The 15772-nt window shown below is 57.8% G+C and carries 13 protein-coding genes; 6 read left to right on the forward strand and 7 right to left on the reverse strand.

What is annotated here, in order from left to right; genetic code table 11:
• Window positions 1–50: 50 nt before the first annotated feature.
• From L1065_RS10890 to L1065_RS10905, 4 genes are all read right to left on the reverse strand, one after another.
• Window positions 51–1820, reverse strand: a complete 1770-nt coding sequence (locus L1065_RS10890) for an aminopeptidase P family protein (RefSeq protein ID WP_237095500.1) — start codon at window positions 1818–1820, stop codon at window positions 51–53.
• The gene (gene cobT / locus L1065_RS10895) at window positions 1820–3700 is read right to left on the reverse strand and encodes a cobaltochelatase subunit CobT (protein ID WP_237095501.1); all 1881 of its coding nucleotides are present in this window, start codon (window positions 3698–3700) and stop codon (window positions 1820–1822) included. Before cobT ends, L1065_RS10890 begins: the two co-directional genes overlap by 1 nt.
• 80 nt (window positions 3701–3780) lie before the next feature.
• Window positions 3781–4767: a cobaltochelatase subunit CobS gene (gene cobS / locus L1065_RS10900; protein ID WP_237095502.1), complete on the reverse strand. Its 987-nt coding sequence runs from the start codon at window positions 4765–4767 to the stop codon at window positions 3781–3783.
• A gap of 85 nt (window positions 4768–4852) precedes the next feature.
• Entirely contained in the window at window positions 4853–5479 is a 627-nt protein-coding gene (locus L1065_RS10905; RefSeq protein ID WP_237095503.1) for a DnaJ domain-containing protein, read from the reverse strand.
• 96 nt (window positions 5480–5575) lie between these two features.
• On the opposite strand from L1065_RS10905, the gene L1065_RS10910 reads away from it, so the two are divergent.
• A complete protein-coding gene (locus L1065_RS10910; RefSeq protein ID WP_237095504.1) occupies window positions 5576–5827 on the forward strand; it encodes a BolA family transcriptional regulator in 252 nt (83 codons plus the stop codon).
• A gap of 5 nt (window positions 5828–5832) precedes the next feature.
• On the opposite strand, the gene L1065_RS10915 is transcribed toward L1065_RS10910, so the two are convergent.
• Both L1065_RS10915 and gatB read right to left on the reverse strand, forming a co-directional pair.
• Complete coding sequence (locus L1065_RS10915; protein ID WP_237095505.1) at window positions 5833–6330, reverse strand: DUF4177 domain-containing protein; 498 nt, start codon at window positions 6328–6330, stop codon at window positions 5833–5835.
• A gap of 123 nt (window positions 6331–6453) precedes the next feature.
• Entirely contained in the window at window positions 6454–7977 is a 1524-nt protein-coding gene (gatB, locus tag L1065_RS10920) for an Asp-tRNA(Asn)/Glu-tRNA(Gln) amidotransferase subunit GatB (protein ID WP_237095506.1), read from the reverse strand.
• Window positions 7978–8079: 102 nt separating this feature from the next.
• Between gatB and L1065_RS10925 the strand changes: the two genes are divergently transcribed.
• Window positions 8080–8760, forward strand: coding sequence for a transglycosylase SLT domain-containing protein (locus L1065_RS10925; RefSeq protein WP_239030035.1), 681 nt, complete (start codon window positions 8080–8082; stop codon window positions 8758–8760).
• On the opposite strand, the gene pepN is transcribed toward L1065_RS10925, so the two are convergent.
• Window positions 8723–11290: an aminopeptidase N gene (pepN, locus tag L1065_RS10930; protein WP_237095507.1), complete on the reverse strand. Its 2568-nt coding sequence runs from the start codon at window positions 11288–11290 to the stop codon at window positions 8723–8725. The two genes, L1065_RS10925 and pepN, sit on opposite strands and share 38 nt — an antisense overlap.
• Window positions 11291–11364: 74 nt before the next feature.
• On the opposite strand from pepN, the gene L1065_RS10935 reads away from it, so the two are divergent.
• The 4 genes from L1065_RS10935 to L1065_RS10950 all read left to right on the forward strand — a co-directional run bounded on the left by L1065_RS10935 (window position 11365) and on the right by L1065_RS10950 (window position 15701).
• Window positions 11365–12849, forward strand: coding sequence for an FAD-binding domain-containing protein (locus tag L1065_RS10935; protein ID WP_237095508.1), 1485 nt, complete (start codon window positions 11365–11367; stop codon window positions 12847–12849).
• Window position 12850: 1 nt separating this feature from the next.
• Window positions 12851–13018: a DUF2256 domain-containing protein gene (locus L1065_RS10940; RefSeq protein WP_237095509.1), complete on the forward strand. Its 168-nt coding sequence runs from the start codon at window positions 12851–12853 to the stop codon at window positions 13016–13018.
• Between the two features lie 99 nt (window positions 13019–13117).
• Entirely contained in the window at window positions 13118–15259 is a 2142-nt protein-coding gene (locus L1065_RS10945; RefSeq protein WP_237095705.1) for a malate synthase G, read from the forward strand.
• 13 nt (window positions 15260–15272) lie between these two features.
• Complete coding sequence (locus tag L1065_RS10950) at window positions 15273–15701, forward strand: heme-binding protein (protein WP_237095510.1); 429 nt, start codon at window positions 15273–15275, stop codon at window positions 15699–15701.
• Window positions 15702–15772: the final 71 nt, after the last annotated feature.

Here is a 15772-nt window from a genome sequence, read left to right on the forward strand (position 1 = left end):
GGCAACGTCCTTTTATTGTTATGTGTCAGATACCCTATGACGGGCAGATGTCAAAGCGGCGTGACAGTCCGCGCCAGCCACGCCGCTGCACCGGGGCTTAGCGCACCGTCCAGTTTTGCAGCAATTTCAGCGTGATAGCTATTGATCCACGCGCGTTCGTCTGCAGACAGCGCATCGACATCAATCAGGCGCGGATCAATCGGCACCCAAGTCAGCGTTTCAAAATCATACATCGGTGTCTGTGTGTCGCGCGCCTCACGCACGACAATCAGGTTTTCGATGCGGATGCCAAACGCACCCTCGCGGTAATACCCAGGCTCGTTCGACAGGATCATTCCCGGTTTAAGGGGCTGTTCGGACATACGGCTGATCCGTTGCGGGCCTTCGTGCACGCACAGATAAACCCCGACGCCGTGGCCTGTGCCATGCCCGTAATCCAGCCCTTGCGCCCACAGATGTTGACGGGCCAAGGCATCCAGATCACGGCCTGCGCATCCTTTGGGGAACTTCGCTTGGCTGATCGCGATCATCCCGCGCAGCACCGCCGTAAAGCACCGTTTCATGTCATCATTGGGAGTGCCAAGCGCAACAGTGCGCGTTATATCTGTGGTGCCGTCCAAATATTGCCCACCGCTGTCTACAAGCAATAGCGAGTCGCGGTCCAATGAGCGGTTTGTCTGCTCGGTCACGCGGTAATGGACAATCGCGCCGTTCGGACCTGACCCGCAGATCGTATCAAAGCTGATGTCGCGCAAGGCCCCTGTATCCTGGCGAAAGCCCTCCAGCGCCTTGACCACATCAATCTCGGTCAGGCTGGCCGTATCGGCCGCGTCCAACCACGCCAGAAATTCGACCATTGCGGCGGCGTCGCGCATATGGGCTGCGCGTGTGGCTGTGATTTCTGCGTCTGTCTTGCATGCTTTTGGCAAAATACATGGATCATCGCCAAACACGGGCTGCTGAAGAAGCGATTTCAATGCAATCGGCGCACTGTTTTTGTCGATCCGCACGGCACCGCTTAACCCTTTGATTACCTCTTCAAGGTCATCCCAGTGGTGCATGGTGATGTCTGGATCCGGTCCCAAATCAGCGAATTTCGAAGGCGTTGAGATAAGATCGACACGCCCGTCCTTGGCGTGGACAATCGCAAAAGCCTGCACAATTGGATTGCGCGGGATATCCGCACCGCGGATGTTCAAAAGCCAGCAGATGCTATCTGGCAATGTCAGCACGCATGCGGCGTGTCCTGCGTCTCTCAGGTTTTCTGCAATCTCGCGCCGTTTGGATATATCACCCTTGCCCGCAAGCGCCTTTGGATAAGCGATGACCTTTCCTTCGGGGCGTGCGGGACGGTCTGTCCAGACCTGATCAATCAAATTAGGGGTAGGGCGCAATTCAATGCCGCCTGCGCTTAGTTTTTTCGCAAGTGTTTCTATCTGGTTGGCGGTGTGCAGCCAAGGATCATAGGCAACCCTGGCCCCTTTTGGCAAAGCCCCTGCCAGCCATGCGGCCTCTGTCTGATCCGACCACAACACCACATCAAAGACTTCAGCCGTTTGCGCCCGCGCCTGTAAAGGATAGCGACCATCCACAAAAAGAGCAGCCTTGTCAGCCGTAACAACGCATTGGCCCGCAGATCCCGTGAACCCGGTGAGCCATGCCAACCGCGCATCGCAATCGGCGACATATTCGCCCTGATGGGCATCCGCACGTGGCACAAGAAACGCTTCAACCTGTGCGCTGGCCATCGCCTGTCTGAGCGCGTCAAGGCGCGGCGGACCATCAGCCGGGTTGGTGGGCGCGTCAAAGCTCTGAAACATCAGCTTGCCTTTTTAAGACCAAGCAATTTGGCCCGCGCCCGCGGATCGGTGTCAAACAGGCTGGCCAGTTGTTCGGTCATGGCCCCGGCAAGCTGTTCGACATCTGTGATGGTCACCGCGCGGTCGTAATAGCGGGTCACATCGTGGCCGATGCCAATGGCGATCAGCTCGACCGCTTTGCGCTTTTCGACCATGGCGATCACATCGCGCAGGTGTTTTTCTAGATAATTTGCAGGGTTCACGGACAAGGTGCTGTCATCAACGGGCGCGCCATCCGAAATCACCATCAGGATTTTGCGGCTTTCGGGGCGGCCGACCATGCGGCGGTGGGCCCATTCCAGCGCTTCGCCGTCAATGTTCTCTTTAAGCAACCCTTCTTTCATCATCAGCCCCAAATTGGGGCGCGCCCGACGCCAAGGTGCGTCAGCGGATTTATAGATGATGTGGCGCAGATCGTTCAGACGCCCGGGCTGTTGCGGACGACCTTGGGCCAACCATTCTTCGCGGCACAGCCCGCCTTTCCATGCGCGGGTGGTGAAGCCAAGGATCTCGGTTTTCACCTGGCACCGTTCAAGGGTGCGGGCCAGAACATCCGCGCAAATTGCGGCAATGCTGATCGGGCGTCCGCGCATCGAACCTGAATTGTCCAGCAAAAGCGTCACGCATGTGTCGCGGAATTCGGTATCTTTTTCGATTTTGAACGACAGCGGCGTGGTTGGGTTGGCGATCACGCGGGCAAGGCGGCCCGCGTCCAGCATCCCTTCCTCAAGGTCGAATTCCCAACTGCGATTTTGTTGTGCCTGAAGGCGGCGTTGCAACTTGTTTGCAAGGCGCGACACAGCCCCCTTGAGTGGTTCGAGCTGTTGATCAAGATACGCACGCAAGCGTTCTAGCTCTGCAGGCTCGGCCAGATCTTCGGCGCGAATTTCTTCATCATGCTCGGTCTGCCAAACTTCATAATTGGGATCGGCATCCGAGATGGGTTGGGGCGCGGGCGGCTCAAGCGGGCTTTCGCCCTCGGGCATTTCGGCTTCTTCGCCCATTTCGCTGTCGGCCATGTCGTCCATGGACACGCTGGCTTGCGACGCATCTTGCTGGTCTTCTTGCGTCTGCTCCGGGGTGGCTTCGGCCTCGTCCTGATCATCGCTGTCGTCCGAGCCTGTGCTATCTGGCTCTTGTTCTTCCTCGGCAGCGCCATCGCTGTCGTCATCATCTTCGTCAAAGATATCATCGGGGTCATCGCCCAACTGGTCGCCGTAGCCCAGATCATCGATCACCTGCCGCGCAAATTTCGAAAAGGCCTGCTGATCGTTGAGGATATCCGTCAGGTTTTCGAGTGTGCCGCCAGCGCGTTCCTCGATAAAGCCGCGCCAAAGCTCCATCACATTGTCTGCACCCTTTGGCAGGGCACGACCCGTGGCCAGATGACGGATCAGATACCCCGCCGCCGTGGCAAGCGGTGCCTCTGTTGGTTCCTTGATCTGGTCGTAGCCTTTGCGCATGGCTTCATTGGCGATTTTCACGTCGATATTGCTGGCAGTGCCGGGCATATATTCGGCACCGACGGCTTCAACACGGGCCACTTCCATCGCTTCGTAGAGGTCGCGCGCCATCTGCCCGTCAGGCGCGTATCGCGCATGGGTGGGCGCATCGTGAAACTTGTGGCGCAGCGCCAGCGCGTCGGCTGTGCCGCGTGCCAACAAAACTTCTTCACGCGTCATGCGGCGGCTGACCTGTGGCAACCTGATGGTCTCGGCCGTCGCACCCGGAGGGTCCACCGAATAGGTCACCGACAACTCTGCGTCATTGGCCATGACTTTCGTTGCCTCGGCCAGGGCTTTTTTGAACGGATCAGCAGGGTTGTCGTTTTGTTGTGACATGGTCTAGACCTCATCCAAGGCGCGAAAACTCTTCAAGAAGAGTTTTCCGCGTGAAGTTTCTTCTTGAAGAAACTTCCAGGTCATCCAAGGCTCGCCATGGCGGCACTTTCGGGCAATTCCTCATCGAAGCAACGTTGGTAAAACTCGGCCACGGTTTGGCGTTCAAGTTCGTCACATTTGTTGAGGAACGACAAGCGGAACGCGTAGCCGATGTTGCGGAAAATCTCTGCGTTTTGGGCCCATGCAATAACCGTGCGCGGCGACATAACGGTTGAAAGATCACCGTTCATAAAGGCGGTGCGCGTCAGATCGGCCACTTGAACCATTTGCTGAATTTGCTTGCGGCCTTCGGCGGTGTTGTAATGCGGGTTTTTCGCCAGAACGATTGCGGCCTCTGCATCCACAGACAGGTAGTTCAGTGTGGCGACCAGCGACCAGCGGTCCATCTGGCCCTGGTTGATCTGTTGGGTGCCGTGATACAGCCCCGTGGTATCACCCAAACCAACCGTATTCGCCGTTGCAAAGATACGGAAATAGGGGTGCGGGTTGATCACTTGGTTCTGGTCCAGCAATGTCAGTTTGCCGTCCACTTCCAAAACCCGCTGGATCACGAACATCACATCGGCACGGCCCGCATCGTATTCATCAAAAACAATCGCGGTTGGGTTCCGCAAGGCCCATGGCAGGATGCCCTCCTGGAAATCGGTCACTTGCTTGCCGTCGCGCAATTTGATGGCATCTTTACCAATCAGGTCGATCCGGCTGATGTGACTATCAAGGTTGACGCGCACGGCAGGCCAGTTCAGGCGCGCGGCCACCTGTTCGATATGGGTCGATTTACCTGTGCCGTGATAACCTTGGATCATCACGCGGCGGTTGTGCGAAAAGCCCGCAAGGATAGCCAGAGTCGTATCGTGATCGAACTTGTATGTCGGATCGAGGTCCGGGACACGATCGCTGCCTTCGGCAAAGCCTTTGACGGTCATATCAATGTCGATGCCAAAAACCTCGCGCACCGAAAGCTCCTCGGTTGGTTTGGCGTTGATGTCCATAGTGCCGTCAGCCATGTCTGTCCCTTTATCTTTCGTATTCAGCCGCAACATATCCCAACGCCTGTAAAGGGAAAGGGGCGCGCGGCGCTATTTCGATGCGTTACTTGAAGTTGCGGCTGTCTTTGATCTGATCCCACGCCCAGACCACCTCTTGCAGCTTGTCTTCGTCGCTGCGGTCACCACCATTCATATCAGGATGTAGAATCTTGATCAGGGCTTTGTAGGATTTGCGCACCTCAGCCTTGGTCCAGTGATCCTTGGCTTCAAGAATTTCGATGGCGCGGCGCTCGGTCGGGGGCAGTTTACGGGTGCCGCCCGTGATTGATTTGCCTTTGTTTTGCGTGGCGTTTGCGCCCAAAACCTGATGCGGGTCGTCTACGCCAAGACGGGCCCATGCGCGTTGTTCGTCGTTGGTAAATGGTTTTGTCTCACGCTCCCAAACGCGGTCTTTGCCCATTTGCTCGGCAAAGCTCTCTTCGGATGTGCCGTCGAAAAAGTTCCATTTGTTGTTGTATTCGCGCACGTGTTCCTGACAAAACCAGAAATAGTCATCCAGAATATCAGGGCTTTTGGGGGCACGGTATTTGCCGGCCTCTTCGCAGCCGGGGCGGTCGCACACACGGGTTGATGTTTCGGAGGCGCCAGACATTCCGCGTCGTCCACGCGGGTTTTTCTTTTTGGCCGATGACACCGACATATCGAAACCAAAGGGATCATTTTTCGTCATTCGTCAGCCTCCACAGTTTCCGCGCATTTTGCGGTATCCGACTCGAAGGCATGAGAATAAGGTTTTACGAGCAAGACAAAAGGGGGGAACGCTAAAATGTCCCGAAAAAAACGTATGGAAGAGCGGTTGACAGAGGCGCTGGCACCATCAGTGCTGGAGATTGTGGACGAAAGCGAAAGTCACCGCGGACATGCGGGATTTCAAGAGGGGGGCGAAAGTCATTTTCGTCTCGTGATTGAAAGCGCGGCGTTAACGGGCACACGGATTGCCAAACACCGCGCCATTCATGCAGCCATCGGCAAAGACTTGATGGCTGAAATCCACGCGCTGGCCATCGAGATCAGATAGCGGTGCTATTCGGCTGCGATGTCCGTGTTGTCAGCCGAGCCGTTGACCTGCTTGGCGCGCAAGCGCAACACACTGTTGATTTGCGGTGTGTCCAGCGCCATGTCGTCTTCGTTCCAAATGGGCAGTTGGGTTAGGCTGGCTTGGCGTGCTGCATCGGCCGACACAGCGGGCGATATTGGCGCTGGCGCGGGGGCTTTGTCATCGACATCACCGTGCTTGGGCCGTTCCAGTAATTTGGGGGGGACGGGCGCGTCTTGTGACATCGCTTCTTCGCGGGAGCGGCGAAACACAAGCATGTTTTGAAATACCGTAACGCGGCTGGTTAGCCCGCTGCGTTCCTCCGACGGCAGCGTATCGGTGCGCAGGTATTCCCAACCGTCTGCCCCCATCTGGTTCATGATGGTTTCCAACGCGTTTGCAAACCGCCCAGATGGCCCTTTGGCCCCCTTTGCGCGTTTGCCGCGCGTAGGCGCAGGCACAACCTTGTATTCAAAACTTGTCATTCAGACACCCCCAACAACACGTGGGAATGTAGCAAGAGCAGGCTGCAAGGCCAAGAAAACAATAGAATTTATTGTTTCCCTGTAGGTGGTGTCACCGTTTGTCATGGCCGCAAGATTTAGACGTTAGCCCGCCAGTTTTTTGGCAATCAGTTCGTTGACAGCTTTGGGATTCGCCTTGCCACCCGTCGCTTTCATCACTTGGCCCACGAACCAACCCGCCAGCTTGGGATTCTCCTTGGCCTTGGCGACTTGATCGGGGTTGGCTGCGATAATCTCGTCTACCGCCGCTTCGATGGCCCCCATATCGGTGACCTGTTTCATCCCGCGTTCTTCAACGATCACAGCAGGATCACCGCCTTCGGTGTAGACGATCTCAAACAGGTCTTTGGCGATTTTGCCACTGATATCCCCTTTGGAGATCAACGCGATAACGCCCCCCAATTGGTCCGGCGTTACGGGGCTGTCGGTAATCTCGCGGTCGTCTTTTTTCAAACGGCCAAAAAGTTCGTTGATCACCCAGTTTGCCGCCAGCTTGCCATCGCGTCCCTCGGCCACGGCCTCGAAGAAACTGGCGTTGTCGGTATCTGCCGTCAGAACGGATGCGTCATAGTCTGACAGGCCGAAGTCTTTGATAAACCGCGCTTTCTTTTCGTCGGGCAGTTCGGGCAGGGAGGCTGCGATGTCATCAACCCAAGCCTGTTCAATTTCCAACGGCAACAAATCGGGGTCAGGGAAGTAGCGGTAATCATGCGCTTCTTCCTTCGATCGCATTGACCGCGTCTCGTTTTTGTCGGGATCATACAGGCGGGTTTCCTGCACTACCTCGCCACCGTCTTCGACAATCGCAATCTGGCGGCGGGCTTCATACTCGATCGCCGCTTGGATAAAGCGCAGCGAGTTCATGTTTTTGATCTCGCAACGCGTGCCGAGGTGGCTGAAATCCTGGGTTTCTTGATATTTTTCGTAAGCCCCGGGTCGGCAGATCGATACGTTGACATCTGCGCGCAGGTTGCCGTTTTGCATGTTGCCATCACAGGTGCCCAGATATCGCATGATTTGGCGCAGTTTGCTGACGTATGCGGCGGCTTCTTCGGGGCCGCGAATGTCGGGGCGGCTGACGATTTCCATCAGCGCTACGCCCGTGCGGTTCAGGTCCACAAACGACATATTCGGGTCCATGTCATGGATCGATTTGCCTGCGTCCTGTTCAAGGTGGATCCGCTCGATACGCACCACGCGGGCAGTGCCGTCATGGGGGCCCGGGCCCATTTCCACCAGTACTTCGCCTTCGCCGACGATGGGGTGGTATAGCTGCGAAATCTGATAGCCTTGGGGCAGGTCAGGGTAGAAATAGTTTTTACGGTCAAACGCGGAATAAAGGTTGATCTGCGCTTTGAGGCCAAGCCCCGTTTTGACCGCCTGCGCGACGCAGCCTTCATTGATCACGGGCAGCATGCCGGGCATGCCGGCATCCACAAACGCCACGTTGCTATTGGGTTCGGCCCCAAATTGCGTGCTGGCGCCTGAAAACAGTTTGGCTTTGGTGGCGACCTGCGCGTGCACCTCAAGGCCGATCACCAATTCCCAATCGTGTTTTGCGCCTGCAATGACTTTGGGCTTGGGGGCGTCATAGGTCAGATCCAGCATAACAGCGTCCTTTTGCGCGAGTGTTTGCCCGCTTCTAGCCCTGCGACGAAAGAGGGGCAAGTGGCGCTTGCAACCCAAGGCCCGCTTTGTCACGCTGCGATGATGATACGTTGCCTGTTCCTTCTGCTCTGCCTGTCAGGGCCTGCCTTTGCCCAAGACACGCCCGTCGCAGCTGACCCAACCGTTTTGCGCCCTGCCGCGCGCGCCGACACCCTGCCAAGGATGCGGTGGGAGCATCGTTCGGACAGCCCCATGTGGACAATGGCGGCGCTGCAGGCGGTCAAGGGGCATGGCGCACCGCTGATCACGATGGTGCCGCGCGATTATGCCGATTGGTGCCCCGCCTATGAGGCTGCGGATGCGGATCAACGCGCGGCCTTTTGGGTTGGGTTTATGTCGGCGCTGTCAAAGCATGAAAGCACCTACAAGCCCGCAGCCGTCGGGGGCGGGGGCAAATGGTATGGTTTGCTGCAAATCCTGCCTGCCACTGCGCGTGGATACGGCTGCCGCGCCCGCACGGGCGAGGCGCTAAAGCATGGGCCAAGCAATCTGTCGTGTGCGGCGCGGATCATGGCCGTCACCGTGCCGCGCGATGGCGTGATCCACGCCAAGGACCGCAAATGGCGTGGCGTGTCGGCCGATTGGGGACCGATGCGCAGCCCCGCAAAACGCGCCGACATGCAGGGCTGGCTGAAACGTCAAAGCTATTGCAAGCCGCTGTCGGCGACCCGCCCGCAACCGCGCCCTACGGGTCTGGCAATATCCGCGTCACCATTTCAGTGACATCGCGGCTCAGCCCGTCTTTGGCCAATATGCGCCGAAGGGCGGCCTGCATCTTGGCTTGACGGTCTGCATCCCACATCGGCCAAGTCTCAAAGGCGCTGGTCATCCGCGCGGTTGTCTGCGGGTTGATGCCATCCAGCGTGATCAGCCAGTCTGCCAAAAGGTCATAGCCGCTGCCTGACGCGTGATGGAACGCGGCTGTGTTGGCGGCAAACGATCCCAAGGTCGCGCGGAAACGGTTGGGGTTTTTTGCAGTGAAATCAGCGTGCTGCGTCAGATCACTGGTCACCTGTGCGGCCGTATCGGCAGGCGACAGGCTGGCTTGCAGGCCGAACCATTTATCAATCACCAGACGTTCGTGCTGCCATTGTGTGTAAAACGCATCCAGCGCCGCGTCGCCTTTGCCCGCACGGACCAAGGCGCCCAGTGCGGCAAGCTGCTGCGTCATATTCGTGGCCCCGTCGAACTGTGCTTGGGCTTGCGCGCCGCTGTCCAGCCGCGTGATCAATCCAAGCACGCGGTTGGCCAATGCGCGGTGGCCTGCTTGGGTCGCATCGGGCTGATAGGCGGCTGATACCTGGTGGTCGGCATAAAGGCGCGGCAGGCTGTCCTGGCAGTGTTCGGCCAGCATTTGCGCAAATGTCTCGCAGGCGTCATCAATGGCCGATGGGTCAGGTGTCTGGCCTTGGGTTTTGATGTGGCCGGCAAGCTCCATCACGCTTGGCACCCCCGCACACAGTGCACGGAACGCAGGGTCTGTGTCCTCGTTGCGGATCATCTGACGCCACGCATCAAGGTAGGCGGTGGCGGGCGGTGTGCCGTCCAACGCCATCGCAGATAGGGTCTCCAACGCCAGCTCGCGCGCTGCCTCCCACGCATTGAACGGGTCGCTGTCGTGGGCCATTTGCACAAGGCGCGTGTCGTCCAGCGCGCTGCGGTCCAAGACAACAGGGGCGGAAAAGCCACGCAGGACCGATGGGATTGGCTTGGCGGCTACGCCTTCAAACCGCAGGCTGTCTTGGGTTTTTGTCAGCTCGAATATCTGTTCGGGCGCGATTGTTTTGCCGTGTCTGTCTAGCAGCGCCACTGCGATGGGGATGACCCTTGGGGCTTTGTCCACCTCGCCCGGTGTGGCGGGGGTCTGTTGGTCAAAATGCAAGGTGTAGCTGCCATCTTCATAGCTGTCGTGCACAGTGACATGCGGCGTGCCAGCAGATTGATACCACAGCTTGAATTGCGCCAGATCGCGGCCCGTGCTGTCCTCAAATACCGTTAACCAGTCTTCGATGGTGCAGGCCTGACCGTCGTGGCGCGCGAAATAAAGATCAAGCGACTTTGCATAGGCGTCATCGCCCACCATAAGCTTGAGCATACGGATGACCTCGGCGCCTTTTTCATAGACGGTTGCGGTGTAGAAATTGTTGATCTCGACAAAGCTTTCGGGTCGAACGGGGTGCGCCAAGGGGCCCGCGTCCTCGCGGAACTGCCGCGCGCGCAGGGCCTGCACATCATTGATCCGCGCCACTGCCGCGCTGCGCATATCGGCGGTGAATTGTTGGTCGCGAAACACCGTAAGCCCTTCTTTCAGACACAGCTGGAACCAATCGCGACAGGTGATGCGGTTGCCGGTCCAGTTGTGGAAATACTCATGCGCGATAATGGCCTCGATCCGCTCAAAGTTGGCATCGGTCGCGGTTTCAGGGCTGGCCAGAACCGCCGAAGAGTTGAAAATGTTCAAGCCCTTGTTTTCCATTGCGCCCATATTGAAGTCATCGACAGCCACAATGTTGAAAATATCCAAGTCATAGGCGCGGCCGTAAACCTGCTCGTCCCACGTCATTGACGCCTTAAGCGCTTCCATCCCGAAGGCGCATTTGTCGATGTCGGCGGCGCGCACATAGATATTGAGCGCCACATCGCGGCCGTCCATTGTAGTGAAGCTGTCAGAATGCGCGACCAGATCGCCCGCAACCAAGGCAAACAGATACGCAGGTTTGGGCCAGGGGTCATGCCATTCCGCCCAACCGTCCCCTTGCGCCACGGGGTTGCCGTTGGACAAAAGCACGGGCAGATCGCTTTCAACGCGCACGGTGAACACGCCCATCACATCGGGGCGGTCGGGGTAATAGGTGATGCGGCGAAAGCCTTCGGCCTCGCATTGTGTGCAGAACATGCCGTTCGACAGATAAAGCCCTTCCAGCGCGGTGTTGGCCGCGGGATCAATCTCGACCTCGGCTTCAAAGACAAAAGGCGCGTCTGGCACCTCAAGCGTTAGGCCTTTGTCGGTCACAACTGGCGTTACGGGGGCGCCGTCCAGCTTGGCCCATTTCAAATCAGGCCCTTCGCCATGCAGAAAAAACCGTTTGTCTGTGGCCTCTGGATTGGGCCGAAACGCGATTTTGCTGATGACCCGCGTGGCAGAGGGCGACAGTTTGAATGTCAGATGAACCGTCTCCAACAGATATGCAGGGGGCTGGTAGTCCGCCAGATAGATGGTTTCAGGGGCGGTCGCGGCGCTTGCGTCTTTCATGGGAACTCCGATTTGGTTGGCCAAAGGGTAGGGCGGTGCTTGGCGGGCGTCCAGCACGGTTTATATGCTTTGGCATGGAAGTGATCTGGTTCAAACGCGATCTTCGGGTTGAAGACAACGCAGCCCTTGCAACGGCAGGGGCAGGTGCTGTGCCGCTTTATATTATCGAGCCTGAATACTGGCGCTTGCCTGACACATCCGCACGGCAATACGCATTTTTGGCTGAGGCGTTGAACGGCTTGCGCGATGATCTGGGCCAACTTGGGGCGCCGCTGATTGTGCGGGTGGGTGATGCGGTTGATGTACTTGATGCGCTGCATGCCACCCACGGGCTGACACGACTGATCAGTCATGAAGAAACGGGCAACCGTTGGACATTCGCCCGTGACAGGGCGGTGGCTGCATGGGCAAAAGGCAAGGGTATTCAATGGCTTGAGCTGCCAAACTCTGGTGTTGTGCGGCGGTTGGACAACCGCGATGGATGGGCCAGGCACCGCGACGCGGTGATGCGCCAGCCGCAGATTGCGCCGCCCAACCTGCGCCCGCATGATCTGGATCTTGGTGGTGTGCCGATGCTGCGTGATCTGGGGCTGACGGATGATTGTGCGCACCGTCAACGCGGTGGCCGGGCCGAGGCGCTGTCGCTGCTTGGCGGATTTCTGACAGAGCGGGGCCACAGCTATCGCAGCGCCATGTCATCGCCGCTGGCGGGGGAATGGGCTTGTTCGCGCCTCAGCCCGCATTTCGCCTTTGGTACGTTGTCTATCCGCGAGGCCGTGCAGGCCGGCCAAGCACGTGCAGCCGAGGTGAAAGGCACCCGCAGCAGCTGGATCGGCAGCCTGCGCAGTTTTCAAAGCCGCCTTGCGTGGCGCGATCACTTTATCCAAAAGCTGGAGGACGAGCCGCGCATCGAAACCCGTGCGCTGCACACCGCTTATGAAAACCTGCGCCCCAAGATGCCTGACGCGGACCGCCTGCATGCTTGGGAAAACGGCGAAACGGGTCTGCCATTCGTCGATGCTTGCATGCGGTTTTTGCACGCAACAGGCTGGCTGAATTTCCGTATGCGCAGCATGGTGATGGCCGTGGCGTCCTATCACCTGTGGCTCGATTGGCGGCATACGGGACCGCATCTGGCGCGGATGTTCACTGATTATGAACCAGGTATTCACTGGTCGCAGGTGCAGATGCAATCGGGCACCACGGGGATGAACACAATCCGCATTTATAACCCCGTCAAACAGGGCCAGGATCAGGACCCAGACGGCATTTTTACGCGGCGCTGGTGCCCCGAATTGGCGGATGTCCCTGACAGGTTTTTGCAAGAACCATGGGCGTGGGAAGGGGCCGCGCGCTTGCGCTATCCTGCGCCGATTGTCGATGTGAAGGCCGCCGCCAAAGCCGCGCGCGAAGCCGTTTGGGCCGTGCGCAGGGGTGATGCGTTTTGGAACGAAGCCCAACAAGTAGTGAAAAAGCACGCCAGCCGAAAAAAGGACCGCGGATTTCAACGCGATCCGATCAAGAAACCTGCTGCTGAACAACTGAAGTTTGATCTCTGACATGCCGAAAATGCGCAAGAAATCCGATCTGCCAAGCAAAGACTGCGCCCAATGCGGGCTGCCGTTCACATGGCGCAAGAAATGGGCCAAGGTTTGGGACGAGGTGCGCTATTGTTCCGACCGCTGCAGGGCGGCTTCCAAGAAAAAAGCGAAAGAGCCTCAAACGTGATTGGTCAAAAATTTTGACCAGCGCTGTTGCCTATCGGAAACTTCTTTCCTAATCATCCACCCAACCTAGAATACCATGGAATACAATGAGGGGGCCGAGATGGCGCAACGGATCGACAAACACGGGCTGAAGGTTGATAGCCAACTGGCGGATTTCATCGACACACAGGCGCTGGTTGGCACGGGACTTGATGGTGATGCCTTTTGGAAGGGGTTCTCGGAGCTGCTGCATGAATTCGGCCCGAAGAATCGCGCGCTTTTGGAAAAACGCAGCACCCTTCAGTCACAGATTGACGACTACCACAAAGCCAAACGCAACCAGCCGCATGACCGTGACGATTATGAACGGTTCCTGACCGAGATTGGCTACATGGTGCCGGAGAGTGGTGATTTCGAGATTGATACCGCCAACGTCGATCCCGAAATCGCAAGCGTTGCAGGCCCGCAGCTTGTGGTACCGATCACCAATGCCCGCTTTGCCCTGAATGCAGCCAATGCGCGGTGGGGCAGCCTTTATGACGGGCTCTACGGCACCGATGCCATGGGCGCGCTGCCGCCCAAGGGCGGCTATGATCGTGGTCACGGTGCGCGTGTTGTTGCGCGGGCGCGGGTCTTTTTGGATGCGACCTTCCCGATTGAAGGCAGCAGCCACGCGGATGTGCGCCGCTACTACGTGGACAAGGGCGTATTGCTGATCGACGATATGCCGCTGAAAAACCCCGCGCAGTTTGTGGGATATCGCGGCAATCCCAAAGCGCCAGATGCGGTTATCCTGCGCAACAACGGGTTGCACGTAGAGTTGATTTTCGACCGCGCCCATCCCATTGGCAGCCGCGATCAGGCTTTGTTGGCCGATGTGCGTCTGGAAAGCGCGCTATCAGCAATTATGGACTGCGAAGATTCGGTGGCCTGTGTGGATGCGGAAGACAAGGTTCTCGCCTACTCTAACTGGCTTGGGTTAATGAAAGGTGAACTGAGCGAAACTTTCGTCAAAAACGGCGCGGAAATGACCCGTAAGCTGAATGGCGACCTTGGATTTACGGCCCCCGACGGCACAGCGCAGACGCTCAAAGGACGCGCGTTGTTGTGGGTGCGCAATGTCGGCCATCTGATGACAAACCCCGCGATCCTTGACCGTGACGGCAACGAGGTGTTCGAGGGGTTGATGGACGGCATGATCACCACGCTGATCGCCATGCATGACCTGCAACGCGAGGGGGGCAACAGCGCCCATGGTTCGGTTTATGTGGTGAAACCCAAGATGCACGGCCCCGAAGAAGTTGCCTTTGCCGTGGCCAGTTTCGATCATATCGAAAAGGTGCTTGGTCTGCCGCAAAACACTGTAAAGATTGGGATTATGGATGAGGAACGCCGCACGACGGTGAACCTCAAGGAATGTATTCGCGCGGCGAAATCGCGGGTGGCGTTTATCAATACGGGCTTTCTTGATCGCACAGGTGACGAGATCCACACCAGCATGGAGGCGGGGCCTTTCAGCCGCAAAGACTTTATCAAGCGCAAGGCGTGGATCGGGGCCTATGAGAACCAGAACGTGGACATCGGGCTTGAATGCGGGTTGAGCGGCAAAGCGCAGATCGGCAAAGGCATGTGGGCCATGCCCGATATGATGGCGGCGATGATCGAACAGAAGATCGAACACCCCAAATCGGGTGCGAATTGTGCATGGGTGCCAAGCCCCACAGCGGCCACGCTTCATGCCCTGCACTATCACCAGATTGATGTCTTTGCGGTTCAGGAAAAGCTGAAAAAACAAGGGCGTAGGGCCTATGTTTCAACTGTTTTGGACATTCCGTTGGCCACCTATCGCCGGTGGAGCGAAGATCAGATCATGCGCGAGGTGGAAAACAACGCACAAGGTATCCTTGGATATGTGGTGCGTTGGATTGATCAGGGTGTGGGGTGCTCGAAAGTCCCTGATATCAATGACGTAGGCCTGATGGAGGACCGCGCGACCTGTCGGATCAGCTCGCAAGCCCTGGCAAACTGGCTGCATCACGAGGTGGTCAGTCATGATCAGGTCATTGGGGCGATGCAGAAAATGGCCGAGGTTGTGGACCGTCAGAACGCGGGCGATGCGGCCTATAAACCGATGGCGCCGTCGTTTGACGGGGTGGCGTTTAAAGCGGCCTGCGAGCTGGTGTTTGAAGGGCGCGACCAGCCGTCGGGTTACACCGAGCCTGTGTTGCACCGCCGTCGTTTGGAACTGAAAGCATCACTTTAAGAAAGCGAGATAAATGGCTGAAATATCTATCAGAAAAGCACGTCAGATCATCAAGGGCACCTTCGCAAAGGGCCGCGAGATGGACCTCAAACCCCTGTCGGTCATTGTGCTGGATGCGGGCGGTCACGTCAAAGCGTTCGAGCGTGAAGATGGCGCGGCACCGGGCCGTTTTGCGATTGCGCACGGCAAGGCGTATGGGGCGGTGATGTTGGGGATGGCGGGGACGGCGCAGATGGCGCGGGCCGAGCAACAAGCCTATTTCATGGCGGCTGTGAACGGTGCCTATAATGGCGCCGTGATCCCCGTGCCCGGTGGCGTGCTGGTCAAAGACAAAAAAGGCAGTGTTATCGGGGCTGTAGGGGTCACGGGTGACACGTCTGACAATGACGCTGAGGCCGCTTTGGCAGGGCTGGCGCTGGCCAATCTGGATGGCGAAATCTAGCCAAAACGGGCTGTCCTGCGCCGTCTGCTGGGCGTATGCGCAGCGTCTGCTCCGCGTCTGACGCGATTTTC

The organism is Nereida sp. MMG025, assembly GCF_021654165.1.
Taxonomy (GTDB): domain Bacteria; phylum Pseudomonadota; class Alphaproteobacteria; order Rhodobacterales; family Rhodobacteraceae; genus Nereida.

What these genes read in the sequence shown, in the direction of transcription:
- L1065_RS10890 (WP_237095500.1), bottom strand. Translation starts at nt 1,820, where the DNA reads ATGTTTCAGAGCTTTGACGCGCCCACCAACCCGGCTGATGGTCCGCCG.
- cobT (WP_237095501.1), bottom strand. Translation starts at nt 3,700, where the DNA reads ATGTCACAACAAAACGACAACCCTGCTGATCCGTTCAAAAAAGCCCTG.
- cobS (WP_237095502.1), bottom strand. Translation starts at nt 4,767, where the DNA reads ATGGCTGACGGCACTATGGACATCAACGCCAAACCAACCGAGGAGCTT.
- L1065_RS10905 (WP_237095503.1), bottom strand. Translation starts at nt 5,479, where the DNA reads ATGACGAAAAATGATCCCTTTGGTTTCGATATGTCGGTGTCATCGGCC.
- L1065_RS10910 (WP_237095504.1), top strand. Translation starts at nt 5,576, where the DNA reads ATGTCCCGAAAAAAACGTATGGAAGAGCGGTTGACAGAGGCGCTGGCA.
- L1065_RS10915 (WP_237095505.1), bottom strand. Translation starts at nt 6,330, where the DNA reads ATGACAAGTTTTGAATACAAGGTTGTGCCTGCGCCTACGCGCGGCAAA.
- gatB (WP_237095506.1), bottom strand. Translation starts at nt 7,977, where the DNA reads ATGCTGGATCTGACCTATGACGCCCCCAAGCCCAAAGTCATTGCAGGC.
- L1065_RS10925 (WP_239030035.1), top strand. Translation starts at nt 8,080, where the DNA reads ATGATACGTTGCCTGTTCCTTCTGCTCTGCCTGTCAGGGCCTGCCTTT.
- pepN (WP_237095507.1), bottom strand. Translation starts at nt 11,290, where the DNA reads ATGAAAGACGCAAGCGCCGCGACCGCCCCTGAAACCATCTATCTGGCG.
- L1065_RS10935 (WP_237095508.1), top strand. Translation starts at nt 11,365, where the DNA reads ATGGAAGTGATCTGGTTCAAACGCGATCTTCGGGTTGAAGACAACGCA.
- L1065_RS10940 (WP_237095509.1), top strand. Translation starts at nt 12,851, where the DNA reads ATGCCGAAAATGCGCAAGAAATCCGATCTGCCAAGCAAAGACTGCGCC.
- L1065_RS10945 (WP_237095705.1), top strand. Translation starts at nt 13,118, where the DNA reads ATGGCGCAACGGATCGACAAACACGGGCTGAAGGTTGATAGCCAACTG.
- L1065_RS10950 (WP_237095510.1), top strand. Translation starts at nt 15,273, where the DNA reads ATGGCTGAAATATCTATCAGAAAAGCACGTCAGATCATCAAGGGCACC.